Here is a 16,518-nt window from a genome sequence, read left to right on the forward strand (position 1 = left end):
CCCGACGGGAGCGTGACGTCCTCACGCTTTGCTGCGGCGGGGCAAAAAACGCGGTGATCGCCCGAACGCTGGGCATCTCGAACTCCGCCGTGCGCCGGCATCTTCGCAACCTGCACAAGAAAACGAACACGTCGGACAAGGCGGAATTGATTCTCAATCTCTGGTACTCCAGCACTTCCTGCCCCGAACCCGTCGCTTCCCCCGTACGCAGGTCCAGATCGCGTTCGCGGCGCCGCATCGCGTCTCCGCGCCGGCCATCCGTGTCCTAGAACACGGTATCCAAAGAGATACCTCTGCAGCAATCAACAAGGAGATTAGCGTTGTGGGACATTCCGCGCGTTGTCCACTCGGGGGTTTCGCGCACATCGCAGGATGAACACGCCGACGCATCCTTTTCCTTCGATGTTTCAACTCTTGTCGGTGGACCGGAGGCAATTATGACAACTTGGAAGTCAACAAGCCGTGCCTGCATCTGCGAGTCCAGAGTTTGGGCCACCCGGCTTTGGAAACCCGTGGCGATGATCCTCCTGTCCAGTCTGGTTCTCGCGCCAGCGTCTGCACCGCCTCAGCGCCCCCGCATCGAGCCCGGCGGAAACAACCGGATAGCGCCGGCCGTCCGTGCGCCTCAGGCGCTAACGACGCAAAACCTCAATTTCGGACTGACGCCGTCGGATCTCGTCACGACCTTGCTGGGTACCGGCGTGACGGTGTCCAACGTGACATTCACCGGCGCCAATATTGCGGCCGGCACGTTCGCCGGCGGAACGGGCATTGTCGGCTTCGAAAGCGGCATCATCCTGAGCAGCGGGGACATCTCTTTCGTGCCCGGCCCGAACACGCAGGACGACGTCTCTGGCGTTAACGCCGGAATCGGCGATGTTGATCTGAACGGGCTGATCCCGGGTTACACAACGTTCGACGCGTGCATCCTGGAATTTGACTTTGAATGCACCGGTACCCAGGTCATCCAGTTTCAGTATGTGTTCACGTCGGAGGAATACAACGAGTGGGTGAATTCGCCGTTCAACGACGTGTTCGGCTTTTTTCTGAACGGCGTCAACATTGCCCTGGTTCCCGGCAGCGCGGGCACGCCGGTCAGCATCAACAACGTGAACTGCAACAACCCCTTCAACCCGCCTACCGGAAGCTTCTGCAATCTCTTTATTAACAATGACTGCAGCGACATTCCACCGGGAACTTTCCCGTGTGCCGGAGTCCGCGACATCCAGATGGACGGGCTGATCGTAATCCTGACGGCGACCGGCACGCTTATCCCCGGCGTGAACCATATCAAGCTGGCCATTGCCGATGCGGGCGACCAGGTCCTCGACTCGAATGTATTCATCCAGGGGCAGAGTTTCACCTGCGGAGAGCCGACCGGAGCGTGCTGCGATACCAGCACGCAAACTTGCGTCGGCGGCGTCCCGCAAGCCAATTGCCAGGGGCCCAACATGATGTGGACCGTCGGGCTGGCCTGCAATCAACTGGACCCCCCCTGCACGGCCACACATCCCGCTGGGACGGACTGCGCGAATCCGATTCCCATTACGGCGCTGCCCTTTGTTGATACCAATACGACGACCGACAAAGGCAACGACTACACCAGTACGTGTCTTGGCGACTACGACAACGGTCTCGACATCCTCTATGAACTCACGATCGCGGCTACGCAGTGCGTGGACATCACCGTGACGGGCGCCACGCCGAACGACAACTGGATCGGCGTGGCATTGGACAGCGCATGCCCGCCGGGCGCCGTGTGCATGGCGCAGGGAACCAGCCAGGGAAACGTGGCGACCATCACCAATCTGACGCTGGGGCCGGGCACCTATTACCTGATGATCGACCGGTGGCCCCTGGCGAGTGACGGACTGAATTTCACGCTCAGCGTCGCGGATTGCGGTGGGGCTCCGACCGGGGCGTGCTGCAATACCGCCACTCAAATCTGCAACGACAATGTCCTGGCGGCCAACTGCCAGGGACTGGATGACGTTTGGAGCGCCGGTATTGCGTGTGGTGATCTAAATCCGCCCTGCGCTCCGGAGGTTGACCCGGTGGGACAGGATTGTGAATTCCCGATCTACGTTACGTCCATACCGTTCGAAGATGTCAATACAACGGCCGACAAGAAGGAAGACTACGCCATCACCTGCCTCGGCGTCTACGACGACGGCAATGACATCGTCTACCAGATCACGTTGACAGGTGCCCATTGTGTCGACATCACGGTGGCGGGGGCGACAGCGATCGATCACTCCATTGGGGTGGTGCTGGACGACGTTTGCCCACCGGGTTCTACAGGGTGCATTGCACAGGCTACGACGACGGGCACCGTGGCCACGATCACTAATCTTCTGTTGGACCCCGGCACGTACTACCTCATGATCGACCGGCAGCCCGACAAAGACGGACTCGCCATCCTGGACTTCCGGCTAAGCATCGCCGACTGCCCACCGCCGTCGGGTGCGTGTTGCCTGCAGGATGGCCAGTGCGCGCAGCTGAGCGAAGCGGACTGCATGAGCGCCAACGGCCTGAGCTGGACGATTGACGTGCCGTGTTCGCCCAATCCATGCCCGTACATCAAGGGCGACACGAATTGCAGCCACGCTGTGACCACGGATGATATTCCGGACTTCGTCGACGCGCTGATCGGCACATACACCGGCTGTGACATCACCTTGGCGGATATGAACAACGATGGCAACGCAGATGGACTTGACATTCAGGATTTCATATACGTCTTGTTGCCTCTTTAGAGCGACTCAGCCCGATTTCGCAGAAATCGGTACCCTTTGGCAACGGGGCGGCAATTGCTTTTGGCGGGGATGGCAGCGCGGCAATACGCGCCTGCGATTGGCGATCGTGATACTTGACCTGTCTTACGTCCTGCGTGGAGGAAACTTCCATGATTCACTACATCCCATTATCAGTTCCGGTCTTTGCTCTCGTTGCCATGCTCGGCGGCCAGGCACCATCTGGGGAGCCCGTAACCGCGCTCCCGATGGATGTCGGACGGACGGCGCCACGGGACGTGTGGACGCCCTATGTTGTCCTTGCGTTCAATGACTTGGGCATGCACTGCATGAACCTTGACTGTTCGGAATTGCTAGTCCTGCCGCCATTCAATACTCTGCACGCCCAAGTTATCGACCGAACGCACGGCTCACCCGAAATCGTGACCAGCGGCATTACCGTGCAATACACGATTCCGGGGAACACCCGAACCGCCGACAAGACCAATTTCTGGTCGTACGCCAATGCCATTTTCGGCGCCAACCTACCGCCCGGGATCGGCCTCACCGGGCATGGCATGTCCGGAACGATGTCGCCTACGCCGGGAAGCAATGACTGGTCCGTCACCGGGATTCCGATCACGCAGATGGATGACAGCGGTCGCGAAAATCCGTATTGCCTGGCCACCATCACCGTCAAACAAGGAGCGACCCTAATGGGGACAACGCAGGCAGTGGTACCGGTTTCCTGGGAGATGAGCTGCAACCTCTGTCACGCCACGCCCGGCATCTCCACCGCGACAGACATTCTTCGGGCACACGACCGATTGCACCAGACGCAGCTCGAGTTTCAAAAGCCGGTCCTCTGTGCCGCCTGCCATGCCGATGCCGCGCTGGGGGCCCCGGGCCAGCCGGGCGTTTCTAGTCTTTCTTCGGCAATGCACACCGCCCATGCACCGCGCATGTCCGGCATTTCTCTCGAATCGGAATGCTATGCCTGCCATCCCGGCGTTCGCACCCAGTGCTTCCGCGACATTCACTTTAGCGCCGGACTGACCTGCAACAGTTGTCACGTCTCGATGGCTGCTATCGGCAATCCGGCCCGACATCCGTGGGTGGACGAACCGAGTTGCGGATCCTGCCATCAGGCACAACACCCTACCTGGGAGTTTGAAGAACCCGGAAAACTGTACCGCCAATCGCGCGGACACCGAGGCATCCAGTGTGCTGCGTGCCACGGAAGTCCTCACGCGATCACGGCCACCATTATGGCCGTTGACAACGTTCAGGCGATCACCATTCAGGGCCATGCCGGCCGAATCGATACCTGTACGGTCTGCCACCAGGAAGTCCCAGGCGATCCATTCCCCCACCGGCTGACGGACGACTAGGTTTGATCAGAGTATGAACACGCTGATATTGACTCTGTTCGGAGACTACCCATGTACCAGAAGAACCTTATTTACATAACGGCAATCGCAGCTATCGTCTCCGCCCCATTCGATGCGCGCGTCGGCGCCGCCGCATACGAATACCTCGTGACCGATCTTGGCGTGACCGGCGGTCCACAAGGGGCCGCCTACGCGATTAACAGTACCGGGGCTGTCGTCGGCTTTACGACGACCGCATCCGCCGATTGTCACGCCGTGTATTTCGACGGCGCGCTCATCGATCTGGGCACGCTTGGAATCGACGATCAAAGCATGGCGTTTTCGATCAATGATGCGGAACAGGTCGCGGCCCAGTCCTACAGACTCGGCGAATTGCAGAGCCACGCGATGCTCTGGCAAGGTGGAACAGCGACTAATCTGGGCCACTTCGCTCCGCGTGACATCAATGGCGCGGGCCTCATCGTCGGGCATCTGACGACATTTCTCAACGACCTGTGGGTCGATCACGCGTGCAAGTGGCAGGCGGGAATTCTGACCGATCTCGGTACGCTTGGCGGACGTAATAGCCGAGCATTCGCAGTTGACACGTCCGGCCGGGCCGTCGGCCAGTCGTATCTGATGGATGATCAAACCGTACGAGCCTGCCTGTGGCTGAATGGAATTCCGCACGATCTTGGGGCTCTCGACGGGGCAGCCAATAGTTCGGCGACAGACATCAACGACAGCGGACGAATTGTGGGTTGGTCGGACACGGCGTCCGGCGCACCGCATGCGTTCAGCGTACAGGTCGACTCCACTGGGATCGTGATTACACGCACCGACTTGGGTACGCTGGAGAATACCTTTAGTGTCGCATACGGGCTCAACAGCGCGGGTGATGTCGTGGGCACGTCCAATTCTCGGGCTGTCCTATGGCGCGGGAACCAGGTCATCGATTTGAATACCCGCATTCCCTCCGGCGCGGGCTGGGTGCTTGGCCGCGCGCACGCCATCAACACGGCCGGTCAGATCGTGGGCGAAGGTGCACATGTTGGTTTTCCGCACGGCTACCTGTTAACACCGGTCACGTGCACTAAGGGGGACGTGAACGACGATGGCGCGCGAAACGGGTTGGACATTCAGGCGTTCGTACAGGTTCTTTTGGTCGGTGGTACTCCGCGCCAAGTGTGCGCCGGCGACGTTGGCGCAAACCCGGACGGAGAGTTAACTACCGATGACGTGGAAGCGTTTGCGCAATGCCTATTGGAAACCGGCGGCTGCCAGTGAGTCTATGTCTGGAGACCCCCTCGGGATTTCCATTGTCACTCTAAAGGCCGGGTGATAGACTATTGAATGGGCACTCTCCATTGGCCCACAAGCGGCCGTAAAAGCGGACCCATGATGGGCCTTCGATGCATCGGGACGATTTCTTATCCAAACTGGCACGCTATTCTCCGCTTGATGCGCGCGATGAGGCGCAGCGGGGGCGAATTGAGGCGTTTGTCCGCGAGCACCCCGGCTGCTTTGACAGCACCTTCGAGCCCGGCCATCTGACCGGCTCGGCGTGGCTGCTGGATTCAGCGGGCCAGCGCGTCCTGCTCACGCATCATCGCAAGCTGGACAAGTGGATTCAACTCGGAGGCCATGCTGACGGCGATCCCGATCTGCTCGCCGTCGCGCTCCGCGAAGCGCAGGAAGAGTCCGGCATCACCGACATTCGGCCGGTCTCCGAAGAGATTTTCGACCTGGACGTCCACGATTACCCGGCCACAGCGACCGAAGGCGAACACGAGCACTTCGACATCCGCTTTCTGCTCAAGGTCCACGGGAAGGATGAATACGCCGTGAGCGATGAATCGCACGACCTCGCCTGGTTCACCTATGAAGCATTGGCACCGATGGATCTCGACGAAGCGGTGCGGCGGATGGCGGAGAAGTGGCGACGGTTGCGTATCCCCACGTCAGGTTGAGCGAGCCGATTCGGTGGTGGGACGGTTCGCCTCGTGTAGTTCTTCCAGTTGATCAAGGCACATCCGCGACCAGGATTCCAGCGAATCCCGAACGTCGTGCAGCTCGGCGGGCGTCAGGAAGGCGAGTTGCGTGATCATCTGTTCGCGCTTGCGGACGTCGGGGGCATCCAATTCCCACAAATGGACAACGCCCAGATGCACGCGGCCGACCTCAGTGGAGTCATCGTTGAGCAGGGCCACAATTCGGTCGGTGTGGCCCGCGCCCACGACAACTTCCTCGGCCACTTCGCGTTCCACCGCCGCGCGGTAAGTTTGGCGCAGGTCGGAGCTGAACAACGGCAGGTCGTCGGCGGGGTTGATGTGGCCGCCGATGCCGATCGAGCGATGGCCGACCAGGCGCTTCTCCCCGCCCCGCGCACCGCGGACGTAGCTGAGGTAGCGGCCGGTGTGGGTCATCACCACGTAGGGGATGATCTGCTTGAAGTTGGGGTCAACCTCCGCCTCGGGCCGCGGAATGAATCGGAGCGTGCCGGGCGAAAAGAACCGTTCGAGGTACGGCGCCGCTTGCCGGCACAGCCCCTGGAAACTGCCCGCGTCGTCGAAGACGGACCGTTCGACAACCAGGACTTGCTCGATATCGCCCAATGGCTCCCTCCCGATTGCGGTCTCGGTTACCGCAGTCCAGCGGGAGGGTAACGACGCAAGATAAGGCCGTCAACGTTCGGCACGGACTACGCCGTCGCCTTTTCTGTTTCCGCCTCCTGCGCCGTTCGATCGATCCGGTCTTGGTTTACTCCGCCGGCGTTTGATTCTGCCTCGCGGAGCGTTTCGCGAAGCCATTCGTGGAGTTTCCGATTTCGCGAGACGATGTCACCCAACATGGCCGGAGCCGGACGATCCGGCAACGCACCCGGGGCCGGCTTCAGTATATTGGCCTTGCTCCTGGTTGATGGCGGCGCATCCTTGAAACGGGCGGAATTGGTTCGCATCCGTTCCACCGCGTGTTCGCCATTGCGTCCGCTCCCCAGTGCCGAACGAAGTCCATCGATTTCCTGAGGCACCGTCCGACACAGATTCTCCGCCTGATCCAGCCGGCCGCGCAAACCTTCTATCCGCGCGTCCATGACGCCGTAAAGCTGTCGGATGATGCCCACAAGCTGGCCCACGCGGGTTGTGTGGCTGCGGAGTCCTTCGAGTCGTTCCTGTGCCAGCTCGCTGGCCTCGGCGATTTCTTGATTCTGCGCACGGGCGGCCGCTCCGGCGGCGCTGAGCTGCGTGATGACCGATGAGAGCGACTTGGACAACTCGGCGAGCGCGGCCGTCTTCGCATTGGCCTCGTCAATGATCTCTTTGGGAAGGCGCAGCAGCGAATCCACTCGGCCCTCCGTCTCGCGGGCGTGTTGGATGATCCGCTCGGCGCGGGCCTGCGACTCGCGTTCAAACCGACCGGCTTCCTCGTAGAGCCGCGACGTCGTGGCATTGGCCATCTCAATGAGCCGGGACGACTCGCTCCGGGCCTGATCGATGAGTCTCGCTGCTTCCTGGCGCGCCTCGCTCAACAGCGCCTTGGACTCCACGATCTGCTCACGGACCTGTTCCCGGTCTTTACGCAGATCCGTTCGCAATTCCTGCAATTCACGCCGGGAATTCTCCGCCGCCGCATCCGCACGCCGGGCATCCTGTTCCATTTGCTCGCGAAGGCGCTGGGCCGCTCCGCGGGCCTCGGCAAGGGCGATCGCCGCCTGTTCATTGGTGACGGCCGCCGCGGTTTGAGCCTGCGTCAGGATATCGGCGACCTGCAATTGCGCGGCATCAAATCGCGCCCGTGCGTCGTCGATGATCTGCTGCACGGCCGCCTTCGCGGAAACGACCCCCTCGCCAAAGCGATGCTCCAGGCGTCCCATTCGATCGCACGACTGTTCCGTCTCCCCGCGAATCTGCGCCGCTTTTTCGTCAATCTGTTGCAGCAGTTCGGCAACGATGCCTTTCAGGCCCTCGACGCTTCGCGCAGCGCCGTTCCTCGCCTGATCGGCCAGTTCCTGGACGGCCTTCTCCGCCGCTGCGCCCCGGTCGTCGATCTGTCGTAACAGCTCCCCGGTTGTTTCGTGGAGGCGACCGACACACTGTTTGGAGTCGGAGCGGACTTGATCAGCAAGTTCCCCGAGTTCGTTACAGGCCGCGGCGCCGCGCGCGTCGATCTGGTGCAGCAGCCCCGCGGCGGTCTCCTGGAAGCCCTCGACGCACCTTAGCGAGCCGGATTTCATTTGCTCGGCGAGTTCCACAAGGTCTCGCCGGGCTGTATCAGCCCGCTCGATCATCTGTTCCATGGCCACGCGGACCTGAGCAATTGAAGATTCGGATTGCTCGCGCAACAGGTCGCCGGCTTTCTTCGATTCTTTCAACGAATCCTGCAAGACCCGTTGCATCTCATGCAGGGCGGCCGTCACTTGCGCGGACAAGCCCTCAGATCGGCTCTCGATGTCCAGCCCCAACCGCGTGGCGGCCGCGATTCGGCGATCCAGCTCCGCTCGCGCCGCCTGGAGATCGGCGACCGCCTCGACACCGGCCTGATCAGCGACAGCCTTAAGGACTTCCGTCTTTTGGGCCACCGCTTCAGCCGCCGTCTCTATCTCCGTTCGCACGGTCTCAATTCTGGTTCGCTGCTCCTCAATGTGAGACGCCAGGTCGCGCTTGGCCGTTTCGACGCGCTTTTCCATCTCCTCGGCAAGTGAGCGCCTCGTTTGCCCATTGGCAACCATTTCATCCAAGAGCCTCCGCAATTCCGCATGGGCGGCGGTCGTCTGCGCGGACAGGCCCTCGGATCGCCTTTCGAGGTCCATCCCGAGGCGCGTGGCCTCGGCTATTAGTCGATTCATTTCCGCCCGCGCCGCTTCAAGGTCGGTAGTCGCGCCCAGCTTGACCTGATCAGCAATTGCCCGAAGGCCCGCCACCTGCCGGGCCGCCCGTTGGGCCGTCTCCGTAAGGGCCGATCGAACACCCTCCACTTTTTTCCGTTGTTCCTCGATCTGTGTGGTGAGTTCGCGTTTGGCCGTTTCGACATGCCGATCGATCTCGTCGGTGAGTGCGCGTCGATCCCGCGCGTTCGTCGGCAGTTCGCACTGAATGCGGGTTAGCTCATCCTTGGCCGATGTCAGGGCCCTTTCGAAGAACGTTTGCGCGCGTTCGCAATCCGCCACCGCGTCACGTACCCGTCGCTCCAGGGAGCGCACGGATTCCTCCGCCGACCCTGTATCCAGGATGACTCGTTGCGGTGCATCGCTCCTAGCGGTGGGCGCGGCCGTCAATGGTTGCTGCCCCGTCACGCGCATGTTTTCGCTTGACGAAGCAGAGTTGGGTCCGCACGGGGCGACGACTTCCTCCACCATCGTTTCCGTGATCTTTTTCGCGGAGCGCGAGTAGGCGGCGAGCATCGCCCCATCACAAATCTGGTTGATGAGCCGGGGGATTCCCCCCGACGCGGCATACACAGCGTTCAGCGCCGGGCGTTCAAATACCGTTTGGGCCTTTGGGATTCCCGCGACGCGGAGTCGATGGGTGATGTAGCCTTCCGTCAGTTCCCGCGACAACGCCTTCAGGTGATACCTTCGAAAAAGGCGCTGGCGGAGCTGCTCCATTCCCGGCAACCCAAACGCGTCCTGCAACTCCGGCTGACCGAGGATCAGGACGGTCAGCAGCTTGGCGTCGTCTGCTTCGAGGTTGCCGAGCAAGCGCAGTTCCTCGAAGGACTCTGTCGTCAAATGCTGAGCCTCGTCGACAATGACGACCGCAAGACGATCCCGGGCGTATTGGTCGAGCAGGAACTCCTCCAGGGCGCGGGACATTTCCGGGGCCGACGCATCCGCCGCCACGCGGACATCGAACTCCCGGCAGATCGAAAACAAAAGTTCCCGGGGGCCGACGCGTGTATTGTGGACCACGGCGAATTTCGCCGAGCGCTCCAGACGCGACAACACCAGCCGGCTGACGAGCGTCTTTCCCGAACCGACTTCGCCCGTCAACAGCGCGAAGCCCTTGCGCTCCTGCGCCGCATAGACCAGCGAGGCGACGGCTTCTTCGTGATCCGGCGTATTGAAGAAAAAACGCGGATCCGGCGTGTTGTTGAACGGGCTGTACTTCAGGCCGAAGAAGTCGGTGTACATGGTTCACTGGCTCCAAGGCGCGCTGGCGCGGCACGGTGCGGTCGGATGACCGGTGGCGCGGAAATCGCGCGGGCAGCGTTGTCGCTGTGCGTCCGTTATCGGAAGTCCGAGAAACCTCCCTTGATGGCGGGACGCGCCGCGGACCGGTCGCGCGACAATTGCCGCTTTGTCCGAGAATAGGCCTCTCCATTGATCGGCCGAGAATCCGCCTAATTGGAGTCCCGCTTCAGCGATTTATTCAGTCGGTAGGGTCCCCACCCGATAAACGCCCGGCGAGGGGTTGAAGTCCGTGGCCCGAGGTCGGGCGGCGGGCCATCGAAAGAAGCATTGGGAATACGCGATGCCGCCTATCGGCGAAATCCTCATCCCTGCGTCCGCGCCCCTGGCGTTGCTGCGACGGCGCCTCGCAGGCGGAGCGTCGGCATGGTTGGGCGTGCTCGCGCTGGGCGCTGCGTGCGGCCCTTCCGATCGCGAGATTGACTCCTTTGTTCGCTCCTGGGAGACCTCCGTTTCGGCGGCCGACTATCAGGTGCAGCCGCCCGACGCATTGGAGATCAGTTCGGCGCAGGCCAGAGAGATCGACGGAGAAATTCAGACGGTCCGACAGGACGGAAAGATTACGCTTCGACTCCTGGGGGACGTGAAAGTAGCGGGCATGACGCCGATCGAGATTTCCCGCAAACTCGAATCGCTGCTGCAACGGTACTATGTTGATCCGCAGGTCAATGTTCGCCTGAAGGAGGCGAACAGCAAACAATATTATGTCTTCGGGCAGGTCGATCGCGAGGGTCCATTTACCTGCACCGGCCGGGATACGCTGCTCAGCGCGCTGGCCCTCGCGCAGCCGACGTTTATCGCACTCAAATCCAGTGTCAAAGTGATCCGTCCGAACCGGGACCGCGAGAAGCGCCACGTCATGACCGTCGACGCTGACCGAATCATCAAGAAGGGCAAGCTCGAGGACAACGTCTACCTTCAGGACGGGGACATTGTATACGTGCCGCCGACGCCGCTTGGCTGGCTGGGCTTGAAGCTCAGTGCGCTGTTCTACCCGGTGCAACAGACCCCGATTTACGGGTACGCGCCTGCACGATTGGCGAGCGGATCAGACGATTAAGGAAACCTAGAAGAATCTTGTAGACCACGGAAATGCAGCACCACATTGAAGAATTCTCCGTCGCGGATGTTCGCCACACCCTGGCAGAGGTCTGGCGCGTGATCGCGGCGCGGCGATGGTGCTTTCTCTTTCCATTTCTGGCCGTCGCGACGCTGGCCTTCACCGCGTCGCTCTGGGTTCCACGGAAATATTCCGCGACCACGGTCATCAAGCGCGAGCACGATCCCGTCCTGGCCAGCATGATGGGCAAGGCGTGGTCCGAGCCCTACGCCGAAATTCGCCAGCGAATGGCCGCCGAACTGACCCACCCCGACCTGATTCAGCACGTTCTGGCCGAACTGGACCTGCCGGAGGGGCTTTCGCGCTTTGAGAATGGTGAACTCACGCCGGATGCCCAGGCGGCACAAAAGGAAATGGCCGAGGAGATCGCGCAAGGTCTGGCCACGAAATCCCTCGAGGCGTCGCCCAATCGCGATGTCGTCGCGCTGACACTCGTCCTGTCGGACCGGTCGCACCAGGCCGCGATTCTCCGCGAACTGCGCGATCAGTATATCGCCCGCACCAAGAAGCGAACGATCGAGGTCATGCGCGGGGTTGAAGCGTTCCTGCTCACTCAATCGGAGCGATGCAGAACCGAACTGGCCGAGCATCAACGAAATCTTGTTGAATTGGAGTACCAATTTCCCGGCATTGACCCCGTGGCCACTGATCCGACGCTGGCGCAGGAAGCCGTGCTCCTGCACGAGAAGGTGGACCTCGAACGGCAGCTTCAAGCGCTGGAGGCGCAATTCCAGCAGTGGACCGACCGCCTGGCGCACTCCTGTGTAACGGCGAACGGGACTCCGGACGGCCGACCGATACGGCTCCCGCAAGCGCCGAATCCGCAATATCTCGAACTTCGCCAGCAGATCGAGAAGCTCGAGCGTGAACTCACTGACGCAAAGTCCGTGCGCATGATGACGAACGAGCACCCCATTGTCGTGGAACTGCATCGGTCGCTGGCCGCCCGCCGGTCCGAGCTTGGCCAAACGCCCGTGACCGTGGATCGATCGGCCCCGGTAATTTCAGGGCCGGATGGTCCAATGGCGGCGGCACAGAATGCCGAATTTCAACTCGCGGATCTCGAGGCGAGATTGCAGAGCGCGGAGAGTCGACATCGAGAAGTGTCTTATCAGATCGCCAAGATTCAGGATGGGAGAATCCTTGCAGGCGGACGACGCGAAGAATACCTCGGCATCAAACAGAAATCCGACCGGGCGCGCGAGGAAATGGCGACCTGGACTCAACACCTCGGGCCGCTCCGCCGCGTCGTCACGCTCGAGAGCGACAATCGCGGCATTCACTTCAGCACCGTTCAGGACGTCGTCGCCGAGGCGCGGCCTCAATCGCCCGACGCGCTGCTGGTCATGGCCGCATGCCTGGCGATCGGCGCCGCCGCCGGCGGGCTCTCAGTCCTGGTGCGCGAGCTGATGGATCGATCATTCCGAACGGTCAAGCACCTCTCCACCTCGCTGGGCATTCCCGTCATCGAGAGCATCGATGAGATCATGACGCAAACGTCGCATCGCCGGCGCCTGATTCGAACGCTCGTGACGGTCCCTGCCGCGGCGGCGCTGATGCTGTCCGTTACGTCGGCAACCGGAGTGATGGCGTACCTGAGTCTGAAGGATCCCATTGGGTACGAACGCGTAAAGTCCACTCCCACGAGCGTGGTGGAAGTCCTTTTGGAACAGAAATAGGCCGGGGCGAAGGATAGGTATCAGCCATGGGACATCTCGCGGACGCACTCAAAAAAGCGGAACAAGAGCGGGGCCGAACGCGACACGCCGGAATGTCGAGGGAGTCGACCCCGACGCTGACTCTGGCCCCCCCGTCGGCGGATCGCCTGCGCGATGCCGTCCATTGGACGCCGATTGCACGCGGATCAATGGAATCGCCTGTACTTCCCCTGGGCGGGTCGATCCTTAATGAAGTCGTCGTTCCGCTCCGTTCCGCCGGCCCCCCTTGTCGGCCGGCCTGGACCATCCACCCGTCCGTCGTCGCCTATCACGATCGCACCTCTTCCATCACCGAGCAATTCCGCGCCGTTCGCACCTGGCTTCTCGCGCATGCCGCGCCCGGACAATCGACCTGCCTGGCCATTACCAGCAGTGTCCCCGGCGAGGGCAAGAGCGTCACCACCGCCAACCTTGCCGTCGCGATGGCGGAGGTGCGGCAGATGCGCGTGCTGGCGGTCGATTGCGACTTTCGGCAAGGTGGACTGGGAAGGCTCCTGCGTACGACGCCGGGGCCCGGGCTGGCGGATGTGATCGCCGGTCGCGCCGCCCTGCGCGAGGCGATACGTTCCACACCGTTGGACAATTTCTTTGTGCTTCCGGCCGGCACGTGCGGGGATATCGGGCCGGCGGAGCTGCTGAACTGCACCGAGGCGGCCCGCGTCTTCGAGGAGATCCGCGACAGCTACGATTGCGCCCTGGTCGATACACCTCCCGTCCAACAGGTGTCGGACGTCGGGGTAATTGGCGGCCTCTGCACGGGCGTCGTCATGGTGGTGCGCATGAATCGCACGGATTCCCAGGTGGTCCGGCAATCCTTGCGCTGGTTGCAGTCGAACAATGTGAAAGTACTCGGCTGCATCGCCGCGGCATGCAGCCTCAAGGCCTCGCTCAACAGTTACCGACCGACCGACGACATTGAATAAGCCGGCGGGGTGTCGGCATCGCGGGGGGTGGAACGAACTTCGATGCAAATCCGCCTCCTCGACGCTTCGTCCGAGACCCGCTACGCGGAATACGTCGCGCGCCGCGCCGATGCAACCTTCTTTCACGAACTCGGCTGGAAGCGGGCCGTCGAGCGGGCGTTCGGCCATGAGTCATGGTACTTGACGGCGGAACGTGATCGAGAAATAGTCGGCATATTGCCACTGTTCCAGGTAAACAGCCTCCTGGCGGGTCGGCTCCTGATCAGTGTCCCCTATGCGACGTATGGAGGAGTACTGACTGACGACTCGGACGCTGCACATGCGCTCTTCAGCGAGGCGAAGTCGATCGCCGGACGTGTCGGCGCTCGGTCCATTGAGTTTCGATCCCTCCGCGCTGCGGACCCATCTTTACACACCGAGTCCAGCCACGTCACCTTTACAAAAGCGCTTCCGACTCGTCCCGATGAAGTGCTCGGCTCATTTCCTCGCAAGGCCCGCGCTGCTGCCCGTCGCGCCGCGGAGCGCTACGCCCTCACAACACAGTTCGGCCCGCATTTTCTCCCAGACGTGTGGAGACTTTACGCCCGGTCGATGCGGCGACTAGGCTCGCCCAACTATCCTCGGAAATTCTTTGAAGGGCTGTTGGCTTCGGAGCCGGAACGCTGCGTCTGCCAACTCGTTCGGTGCGGGGAGCGGCCGGTCGCGGGGTTGCTCACCTTTCTGCATCGCGACACCGTCATGCCGTACTTCGCGGGCATCGACGAGCGCCGCGAGATCTACGGCCTCTCGCACTATCTCTACGCCGAATCGATGCGCTGGGGCGTTCAGCAAGGGTTTGCCCGCTACGACTTCGGGCGCAGCCGGATCGACAATGCGGGCGCCTACGACTTCAAGCGACTGTGCGGCTTTGAGCCACAGCCTTTGGAGTACCAGACCTACATCGCGCCGGGTCGTAGCGCGCCGGATCTCGCCGCCGGATCCCCGCGTTGGGCGATGGCTCGACGGATGTGGAAACATCTTCCGCTGGCGGTCGCACGACCGTTAGGCGGGTGGCTGGCTCGGTCCATCCCCGGTTGATTCGGAGTATCCCCAGCGTGCATTCACGGCAGAACATCCTCTTCCTGACGCATCGCGTCCCTTTTCCCTCGAACAAGGGCGACAAGATCCGCACGTTTCACCAGATGGAGTATCTGGCCGCGCGGCACAACGTCTACTGCGCGTGCTTTGTCGATCGGCCCGCCGATAGGGTCCACGCCATCGCCCTTCGCCAATGGTGTAAGGGCGTTATCGCCATCCCGTGGGACCGACGAACGGCTATTCGCCGCGCCGTGAAGGGATTTTGGAAAGGGCGCAGCCTGACGTGCGCCGCGTACGACGATCCCACGATGTGGCATCACCTGCGGGAGTGGGCGCGCGCTATTCAGTTTGACGCCGTGACAGCATTCTCGGGGTGCATGGCCCCCTACGCTTGGGCCTTTCCCGCGGGCAGGCGCATCCTGGACCTGTGCGACATCGACAGCCGGAAGTGGCACGACTACGCCGGCGACTCCCTATTTCCGCTTTCTACCGCCTACCGCGCCGAGGGGCGACGACTGGCGGCCTTTGAGCGGCGGTGCGCCGATCATTTTGATTCCACGATCGTGGCGACACCGCGCGAGCGCGAGTTGATCGACCCAGAACAACGCCAGCGGACGTTGTATATCGTTCCGAATGGAGTCGACCTCCCGGCCCTCCCGCCGGAACCTCCCTCGGCCAATCCACCGATCGTGACCTTTGTCGGTGCGATGAACTATCGGCCCAATGTCGATGGCGTGCTCTGGTTTGTCCGGCGTGTCTGGCCGCGTATTGTGCAGGCGACGCCTGACGCGCGGTTTGTGATGGTCGGTGCAGACCCTGCCCTCCTTGTCCGCCGTCTTTCCCGGTTTAAGAACATCGTCGTCACCGGCGAAGTGCCTGGCGTGCAACCCTACCTGCGCGCCTCACGCGTCGTCATCGCCCCGATGCCGATCGTTCGCGGCATCCCCAACAAAGTGCTCGAGGCCATGGCCATGGCGCGGCCGGTTGTCGGGACACCCGGCGTCGCGGCCGCGTTGGGTGCGCAGTCGGGCCGGCACCTGATGACCGGCGAGTCGCCTGAGGCGTTCGCCGACCATGTGATAGCCCTGCTGACCGATAGCAAACAATGCGACCGGATCGCCGCCGCCGGCTATCGCTTCGTCGACATTCACTACTGCTGGAAGGATGCACTGACGGATTATGAACGCGCCGTCGCAGGGCCGGCGATCTCTGCGGCTCGACCGTCTGTGCTGTTACAAAGGGCTTCCAATTCCGCCCGATCGGCCGTGGGAGTCCGATAAAGTACAACTCCATCCCGCGCTTCTTATCGCTTTAGTCGCGTCCCGCCCCGCTCGATACAACAGACACGAACAGTTTTAGGACGATTCGCGCGGGCTGTTGTTCCAGGCCCT

General features: G+C 61.9%; 11 protein-coding genes. 9 read left to right on the forward strand and 2 right to left on the reverse strand.

The features are described from left to right. Positions 1 to 437: 437 nt before the first annotated feature. The 4 genes from VJZ71_11665 to VJZ71_11680 all read left to right on the forward strand — a co-directional run bounded on the left by VJZ71_11665 (position 438) and on the right by VJZ71_11680 (position 6,072). Entirely contained in the window at positions 438 to 2,756 is a 2,319-nt protein-coding gene (locus VJZ71_11665) for a choice-of-anchor L domain-containing protein (GenBank protein HKQ48717.1), read from the forward strand. Between the two features lie 149 nt (positions 2,757 to 2,905). Then, on the forward strand, positions 2,906 to 4,123 hold the full coding sequence (locus VJZ71_11670; protein HKQ48718.1) for a hypothetical protein: 1,218 nt from the start codon (positions 2,906 to 2,908) through the stop codon (positions 4,121 to 4,123). 51 nt (positions 4,124 to 4,174) lie between these two features. Beyond that, on the forward strand, positions 4,175 to 5,389 hold the full coding sequence (locus tag VJZ71_11675; GenBank protein ID HKQ48719.1) for a hypothetical protein: 1,215 nt from the start codon (positions 4,175 to 4,177) through the stop codon (positions 5,387 to 5,389). A gap of 125 nt (positions 5,390 to 5,514) precedes the next feature. Continuing rightward, the gene (locus VJZ71_11680) at positions 5,515 to 6,072 is read left to right on the forward strand and encodes an NUDIX hydrolase (protein HKQ48720.1); all 558 of its coding nucleotides are present in this window, start codon (positions 5,515 to 5,517) and stop codon (positions 6,070 to 6,072) included. Here the strand turns inward: VJZ71_11680 and VJZ71_11685 are convergent. Both VJZ71_11685 and VJZ71_11690 read right to left on the reverse strand, forming a co-directional pair. Then, positions 6,064 to 6,717, reverse strand: a complete 654-nt coding sequence (locus VJZ71_11685; protein ID HKQ48721.1) for a hypothetical protein — start codon at positions 6,715 to 6,717, stop codon at positions 6,064 to 6,066. The two genes, VJZ71_11680 and VJZ71_11685, sit on opposite strands and share 9 nt — an antisense overlap. 86 nt (positions 6,718 to 6,803) lie before the next feature. Further along, the gene (locus VJZ71_11690; GenBank protein HKQ48722.1) at positions 6,804 to 10,232 is read right to left on the reverse strand and encodes an AAA family ATPase; all 3,429 of its coding nucleotides are present in this window, start codon (positions 10,230 to 10,232) and stop codon (positions 6,804 to 6,806) included. Between the two features lie 340 nt (positions 10,233 to 10,572). On the opposite strand from VJZ71_11690, the gene VJZ71_11695 reads away from it, so the two are divergent. From VJZ71_11695 to VJZ71_11715, 5 genes are all read left to right on the forward strand, one after another. Further along, positions 10,573 to 11,349, forward strand: coding sequence for a polysaccharide biosynthesis/export family protein (locus VJZ71_11695; protein HKQ48723.1), 777 nt, complete (start codon positions 10,573 to 10,575; stop codon positions 11,347 to 11,349). Positions 11,350 to 11,381: 32 nt separating this feature from the next. Further along, positions 11,382 to 13,088, forward strand: coding sequence for a hypothetical protein (locus VJZ71_11700; protein ID HKQ48724.1), 1,707 nt, complete (start codon positions 11,382 to 11,384; stop codon positions 13,086 to 13,088). Positions 13,089 to 13,276: 188 nt separating this feature from the next. Further along, entirely contained in the window at positions 13,277 to 14,050 is a 774-nt protein-coding gene (locus tag VJZ71_11705) for a CpsD/CapB family tyrosine-protein kinase (protein ID HKQ48725.1), read from the forward strand. 42 nt (positions 14,051 to 14,092) lie between these two features. Beyond that, positions 14,093 to 15,127 (forward strand): FemAB family XrtA/PEP-CTERM system-associated protein, encoded by a 1,035-nt coding sequence (locus VJZ71_11710; GenBank protein ID HKQ48726.1) that lies wholly within the window; start codon positions 14,093 to 14,095, stop codon positions 15,125 to 15,127. Positions 15,128 to 15,144: 17 nt separating this feature from the next. Next, positions 15,145 to 16,407, forward strand: coding sequence for a TIGR03087 family PEP-CTERM/XrtA system glycosyltransferase (locus tag VJZ71_11715; protein HKQ48727.1), 1,263 nt, complete (start codon positions 15,145 to 15,147; stop codon positions 16,405 to 16,407). The last annotated feature ends 111 nt before the right edge of the window (positions 16,408 to 16,518 follow it).

It is taken from the genome of Phycisphaerae bacterium (genome assembly GCA_035275405.1).
Taxonomy (GTDB): domain Bacteria; phylum Planctomycetota; class Phycisphaerae; order UBA1845; family UTPLA1; genus DATEMU01.